General features: G+C 61.3%; 6 protein-coding genes and 1 pseudogene. 3 read left to right on the forward strand and 4 right to left on the reverse strand.

Annotation, left to right across the window (positions count from 1 at the left end; translation table 11 throughout):
• Both NW820_RS07115 and NW820_RS07120 read right to left on the reverse strand, forming a co-directional pair.
• A pseudogene (locus tag NW820_RS07115) lies at nucleotides 1–188 on the reverse strand (glycosyltransferase family 9 protein); the annotation flags it as partial.
• A 127-nt stretch (nucleotides 189–315) separates the two neighbouring features.
• On the reverse strand, nucleotides 316–1,122 hold the full coding sequence (locus tag NW820_RS07120; RefSeq protein WP_148202674.1) for a hypothetical protein: 807 nt from the start codon (nucleotides 1,120–1,122) through the stop codon (nucleotides 316–318).
• A 454-nt stretch (nucleotides 1,123–1,576) separates the two neighbouring features.
• Between NW820_RS07120 and NW820_RS07125 the strand changes: the two genes are divergently transcribed.
• Nucleotides 1,577–2,857 carry a DUF4912 domain-containing protein gene (locus NW820_RS07125; protein WP_414407086.1) on the forward strand — a complete coding sequence of 427 codons (1,281 nt, stop codon included), beginning with the start codon at nucleotides 1,577–1,579 and terminating at the stop codon, nucleotides 2,855–2,857.
• Nucleotides 2,858–2,959: 102 nt separating this feature from the next.
• Here the strand turns inward: NW820_RS07125 and NW820_RS07130 are convergent, their stop codons facing one another.
• Both NW820_RS07130 and NW820_RS07135 read right to left on the reverse strand, forming a co-directional pair.
• Nucleotides 2,960–3,991, reverse strand: a complete 1,032-nt coding sequence (locus NW820_RS07130) for an anthranilate phosphoribosyltransferase family protein (RefSeq protein ID WP_414407087.1) — start codon at nucleotides 3,989–3,991, stop codon at nucleotides 2,960–2,962.
• 108 nt (nucleotides 3,992–4,099) lie between these two features.
• A complete protein-coding gene (locus NW820_RS07135) occupies nucleotides 4,100–5,059 on the reverse strand; it encodes a LysR family transcriptional regulator (protein ID WP_414407088.1) in 960 nt (319 codons plus the stop codon).
• 124 nt (nucleotides 5,060–5,183) lie between these two features.
• Here NW820_RS07135 and NW820_RS07140 point away from each other — a divergent pair, with 124 nt between their 5' ends.
• Both NW820_RS07140 and NW820_RS07145 read left to right on the forward strand, forming a co-directional pair.
• Entirely contained in the window at nucleotides 5,184–6,335 is a 1,152-nt protein-coding gene (locus tag NW820_RS07140) for a serine hydrolase domain-containing protein (RefSeq protein ID WP_414407089.1), read from the forward strand.
• Between the two features lie 55 nt (nucleotides 6,336–6,390).
• Nucleotides 6,391–6,620 (forward strand): XdhC family protein (locus NW820_RS07145; protein WP_414407090.1); only part of this gene is annotated, 230 nt, incomplete at its 3' end.

Raw genomic sequence — 6,620 nt, forward strand, 5'->3', positions numbered from 1 at the left:
ATGTAGGGACAGTGAAGTTCGAAGTCGCGGGTAATTTCGCTGCCGAAAAAGTCCAGCACACAATCGGGGTACTTCTCCTTGAGGCCCCGCAACAGCGGGATGGTAACCACAAAATTGCCCACCTTGCTGGAGGAAAACACCGCCAGGTGGGGATGTTCCCGCAGAGGTTGGTTGGCAAACCGTTGCATAAGGCTGGGATCCCCAGGAAGATATCAACCCCGCTGGAGGTGGTGCGGGTGGTGCAGACAGAGCACTTTTGCTAGGCTAGCATTCCTCTGTCCTGTGCTTTGATGGCCATGCTGGGATCCCTGGGCCTCAGGGGAGACTGGCTTGGCTGCCATCCCAGATGACCACCACAGCAAAGCGATCCAGAAAGCCATCTGTCGCATTCATCTGGCGCAGACTAAAAGCATCTTCGGCGGAAATCACCAGGTCGTAGCCCAGGGTGCGGATGGCACGAATGCGGTGAGGCCGTTCCCCGATGCGGTTCACCAGTGAGCGGGCCTGCTCTTCCGAGGTGGCATAGGCAGCTGTGCCCTCGCTGCCCACAAAGGCCGCGTTGAGGTCTTGGCCAAGAGTAACGGGGGTATAGACTTGATTGCCATCGGGATCAAACAAGCGCATTGACTGGCTAGGCAAGAAATCCAAGCCTCGTGCATCCACAATCAACCCTGTCACTTGCGGTTCCCGCCGCTGGGATCCCGCCTCCAGACCCGTTCCGCCCCCTGGCCCTTGGCCTGTGCCCACCCCTGAGCCAGGACTGGCTCCGCGCACCCCACTCTGGCCGCTGCCCGGCCCGATCACTTCCCCCTGCCGGGATCCAGAGCCACTGCCGCCAGGGCTGGTGCCGAACTGCCGCAACAGATCCAGATCGAAAACCGGGCCTTCTGCCACTTCTCCATGGCCGGGTTGGGCCGGCTGGACTTTTGGATCGGCTTGATCTGTTTGTGGGAGCGGAACAGAATCCTGGGTTACTGGACGCCAGGGCGTTGCTTCAGAAGCGGGCAGGGTAGGGGATCCCCCTTGCAAGCGGTAAAGGGGAGGAAACAGCGTTTGGGCATCCACAGCTTCCACCGGCAAGACCGGCCCCGCCAGCAGGATCCCCAGTGCTGCCCAGCTCACTTGGATCCGTATGCCTTGAATCCTATACTTCCACCACCTCATGCCCACACCTCTTGGCCTCAAAACCTGCGGCCCGCTCGGCAACCGCTCATCCTCCCCCATGCTACCCAGGCAGGGCCGGTTCGGCAGGGGATCCCGCGCAGTCTTCCCCTTGGCTTGAGAGCAGCTGGGGCTCCTGGCCTCTCCCTAAAGGTGGGTCGGAGAACAAGAGATTGATCCCCAGCGATCCCCAGGGTCTTGACCGACAGGCAAAAATACGCAAACATGGGTTCATCATTCTTGATGATCCCCGTTGATCCCCACCTGTGGTCATCAGCGGCTGGAGAGCCCGAGGCAAGCCGATACATCAGCAGGTTCAAGGTTGTCCTCAGAACCACAAGCTGGGATCGGCCCATAGGACAAAAGCTGGAGCATTGCACGAAGCCCGATTTGTCGAAGACAGGAGACCCCGACCATGCCACAAGAGCGGATCCCGTTGGAAGAAATGACCATCCGGCAGTTGCGGGAAGAAGCTGCCCGCTATCAGATCCCCAAGTACAGCCGCATGACCAAAGACCAGCTGATTGAGGCCATTCGAGAGGCCCAAGTCAAAGCTGGCCGCCCTGTCGATGCCATGCCGGAGCCCAAGGGGCAAGAATCGGTCACCCAAACGAAGTTTAGGGGTCAAGAGGTTGCCGGCAAGACGGATCTGGCCGATGTGGACAAAGGGCTGGGGGATCTGCCGGAGGGCTATGGGGAAAGCCGCATCGTTTTGCTGCCGCGGGATCCCCAGTGGGCCTACGCCTATTGGGATGTGCCCAACGAGGCTAAAGAAAGCAAGCGCCGCGAGGGCGGCCAACAGTTGGCGCTGCGCCTCTACGATGTGACGGATATCGATTTCAGCTACCAGCCGGCCCACAGCATGCAGGAGTACCCCTGTGACGAGTTGGCGCGGGAGTGGTATTTGCCGATCCCGGTGAGCGATCGTTCCTACATTGTGGAAATTGGCTACCGGACGGCAGATGGCCGCTGGCTGATGTTGGCCCGCTCGGCGGCGGTGATGGTGCCGCCAGTCTTTCCCTCCGACTGGTTTGAAGAGCATTTCCTGACGGTGCCCTTCGATATGGCCCTGCAGGGCCGCACCCTCTACCAGCTCAGCGAGCCTTACAAGCGCAGCGCCACCGGCATGGGTGTGGTGGCCTACAAGGGCGATGAGCCGCAGCAGGGTGCCACGGTCGATCCCTTCCTGGAAATGGTGGGTGGCTTTGAGGCGATGCGGGTGGCGGGATCCCTGTTTGGCAGCCACCAGATGGGCAGCCGCCAATTGGTGCCCGAGCAGGCCATCAGCTCGTTTATCATCCCCTCGGGTGTGGGCATGATGGGGATGGCCATGGCGGAGGTGCCCGCTGCTCCCTGGATGGCTTCAGGATCCGGCCTGGGCCTGTTCTCGGGGGCTTCCGAAGTGCTGCCGCAGCGCTCTCGCAAGTTCTGGTTGGTGGCCGATGCCGAGCTGATTGTCTATGGGGCCACAGAGCCGGATGCCACCGTTACCATTGGCGGGCGCAAGATCCAGCTCAACCCCGATGGCACCTTCCGCTTCCACATGGCTTTCCCAGACGGCAACATCGACTTCCCCATCTTTGCGGTGGCTGCCGATGGCGAGCAAAACCGGGAGATCCACATGACCTTCGACCGCCGCACCCTCTCCCGCCGCACCAACACCAAGGAAGAGGCCATCGAGGAGCTGTTGCCCTAAAGGATCCAACCTTCGGCTTCTCGCCCCCTGGAGCTGGCCGGGGGGCTTTCTTTCCTGGGCTGGAGAGCTTGACTCCAGCCATCAAAACAGGGGATGCCAGTCCTAGGAGAGGTCAATCACCTGGATCAGTTGTTTCAGCTTCTCCATCACCCGTCCGGAGCGAAGCAGGTCTTCCGCCTGTTGGATCCCTTCTGGCAAGGATGGGGCGTGGCCGAGGAGCCACAGATAGCTACCCCCATTCCAGAGAACGGCTGGGGTGAGTTCACAGGGATCCCCGCTGAGCACCTGCTGCATCTGCCGGAGCAGCTCTTTCTCTCCGGAGAAGGGAATCTCCGGGCCTGCCAAGTGACAATCGCGAGCCTTCAAGAGCAGCCGTTTCCCGCCCTGGTTGAGAATGGCCGCTCGCTCCCGTGGCAGGTCGCAACTGCCTTCCAAACCTTTGACGGTGGTAAATTGCCGGATCTCCCGCAGGGCAAACAGCTCCAGCATCGTGGCCTCGGTGGGCGGATGCACGTACCCGGCCACCAGGTGAAAGGGGCCTTGGTAGGGCGTCCAGACCAGTTCCAAGGTGGCCAAGGGGGGGCGCTTGCCGATTTGATCCCGGTAGTCCATCAGAGCCTGAGCCTGGGGAAAACAGGTGGGCAAATACAAAAATCCCAGCCCGGTTTGTTCCAGCAGTTGCCCCACCCGCTCCAGGGATAGCCCTCGCCAATCCACCCCCAAGCTCCGCCACACCGCTTCCAAGGGCAGCCCATACTTGGTGGGACAGAAGCCAGAGCCATGCAGCAAAACGGCTGACCCTGCCGCTGCTAGCAGCAAAGCCACCAGCACCCCCAGCGGTGCCGTCCGCGAGCGGCCATCGTAGGGATGGCCAAAGATGATCAAGGGATGAGGCAGATCCTGCCGGGGCAGAAGAGGGCCGTACTCTGCATAGGCATCCAACATACCGGCCAGCTCCTCGGCAGTGGGGCGCTTGATGCGGTGGGCAATTAAAAAAGCCCCGATCTGGGCGGGAGTGGCCTCCCCCCGCAGGAGCATTCGAGCAGCGCTGGCGGCCTCTGCCCGGCTGAGATCCTGGTGGGTGTGGGTGCCGCTGCCGATTTTTTTCAACAGCTCGCGAAACTCTTGGCTCATAGCATCGGCGGTCGGGAGCGCTGGGCTACTCAGGATAGGGGGAGATAAGGGCGGAACACTTGAAACTACCGATATGGGTATTTGACCAGAAATTTCTACAAAAGGTCTCTACAAAACCGACAACAGCCCAGCAGAGGGCCAATGGGGATCTGCGCCGGAAGCAGGCTCAACCTCAGACTGCCTGATAAGCTGGGCGGCCAACTGCAAAAACCGGCGAATGGGAGGGATCCGATAGCGATCGCTGGTGGTAACCATAACCACCTGTCGCCTCAAGAGGGGGGGCTCGGTGGGTCGCACCTGCAAATCCGGATCGGCGCAGCAGTCCACCAGGGCCGACTCCGGCAGGAGGGCAATGAGCTGCCCCTGTCGCACCACCCCCCGAAAGGCATCCAAGGTGTTCAGTTCCAGGGCTGCTTTCAGGGGAAGCCCCTGCCGGGCCAGATGGGATCCCACCAAGGAGCGCATAGCATAGCCATCCTTGAACACGGCCTGGGGATACTCCGCCAGCACCTTCCAGGGGATCCGCTCGTAGCGGCTGAGGGGATGGGTGGCGGGCATCAATACTTGAATTGGCTCGGAGTACAGTGGCTCCACCACCAGCTCTGCCCCCCGCGTCATCAGGGGGTTCTCCATCACCAGGGCCACATCCACCAGCCCATCCCTGAGCACCTTTAAGGCGCGGTCGCTGCCCAGAGCGGTAACCCGCAACTGCACCTCTGGGTACTCCCGGCAAAACTGTTGCAGCACCGGCGGCAGTTGATGGGCGATCAGAGAATGGATCCCAGCAATGCAGAGCTCAGTTTGCTGGCCCTGCAGCCATTCTCGAATGCTTTCCTGAGCCCGCTGCCATTCTTGACAGATGCGACGGGCATGGGGCAAAAGCCGTTCCCCAGCTACGGTTAGAGCCACCGGGCTTTTGCGATGCAACAGCGGAGCCCCCACCGCTTCCTCCAGGGCCTGGATCTGGCGGCTAATGGCCGATTGGGTCAGACCGCTGAGGCGAGCAGCGGCCAAAAAGCTGCCCGTTTCCACCACGTTCAAAAAGGCTTGCAACAACTCCAGCCGCACTCGGGATCCCTTGATGATGTAGCCTGCCGTGGTGGCATCCTAGCTGGGGAAGCGGTAGGCTTTTGTAAACACCGTTACAAGTTGTTTGTTGGACTGGGGATCCCCAAGCCAGGAGGAGAAGCAGATGGGTTGGGATCCAGCCTTGCTGGAGGGGCTGCTCAACTCTGCCATTCCGCACCTTTTCCCCGCTGCCCAAGTGGCCATCCGCCACAAGGGAAGGTGTATTTACTCAAGGGCGGCAGGCCATCTCGACCCTGAGACCCGGCGCCAACCGACAACCTCGGCCACCCGTTTTGACCTGGCCTCGCTGACCAAGCTCTACACCGCCACCGCCTGCATGGCCCTGGTGGAAGCCGGAGCGTTGCTGTTGGATCAACCGGTGAGTCTCCTGTTGCCGGAGTTTCAGGGATCCCGCCCCATTGCCCCCTATGAAGATCCTCTGCAGCCGGGGAAATGGATTGCTGTGGAACCGGAATCCTTAGGCCAGCTTGTTGCAACAGAACAGGTGACGGTGCGACAGTTGCTGGCCCACACCGCCGGTTTGCCCGCCTGGCGGCCCCTGTTTCGACAGCCCGATGCCGAATCGGCCCGGCACATGGCCCTGCACACCTTTTTTGCCTACAGGCCGGGATCCCGCAGAGTCTACAGCGATCTTGGATTGATCCTGCTGGGGCTGGCTTTGGAACGTCTGAGCGGAACCCCTCTGGATCAGATCTTGCATGCCCGGATCTTGCGGCCTCTGGGCCTGAGCCAAACTCAGTTTTATCCGGGGGATCCTTTCGACCCACCCCCTGTCTCTGTCTCTTGTGCCCCCACCGAGCTGTGTCCTTGGCGAAAGCGCCGCCTACAGGGGCAGGTTCACGACGAAAATGCCGCCCGCCTGGGCGGGATCGCCGGCCATGCCGGACTGTTTGCCACGGCAGAGGAAGTAGCTGCTTTCGGGGAGAGTTTTTTGACGGGATCCCTGTTGCAGCCCCAAACGGTGAGGGAAATGACCCGCGAGCAGTTGCCTCGGCAAGGTGATGCGCACTGCTGTCACGAGCGCCGGGGTTTGGGGTTTGCCTTGCGCTCTCCGGATCCCTTGGCCAGCAGCTACCCGTTCAGCCCCAGCGCCTTCGGCCACACCGGCTTCACCGGAACCTCTCTGTGGATCGATCCAGAGCGGGAGCTGGTGGTGACGCTGCTCACCAACGCCGTCTACCACGGTCGGCAGGAGAACGGATTCCAGGCTTTCCGGGTTGCCTTCCATCAGGCCATCCTAGAGGGGCTTTCTTGATCATTGAGTCCCTGACCGTTCCCGCTAGGGTGCCGTAGGCATAACCGAGGCTGAGGTGGACGAGACCTTTTACCGACAGTTGGCAGATATGCTCTCCCGCGGGCCGCTGGTGGTGGCCACCGTGATCCGCACCCAGGAATCTGTGCCTCGCCAGGCGGGGGCAAAACTGGCCGTGGGATCTGATGGCACCCTGTTGGGCACCATTGGCGGTGGAGCTGCCGAAGCGGAAGTCATTGCCCGAGCGCAAACCCTTTTGCAGACCGCTGTTCCCGTTGGCGATGGCGA

Origin of the sequence: Synechococcus sp. R55.7 (genome assembly GCF_047461955.1) — a bacterium.
Classification (GTDB): Bacteria; Cyanobacteriota; Cyanobacteriia; order Thermostichales; family Thermostichaceae; genus Thermostichus.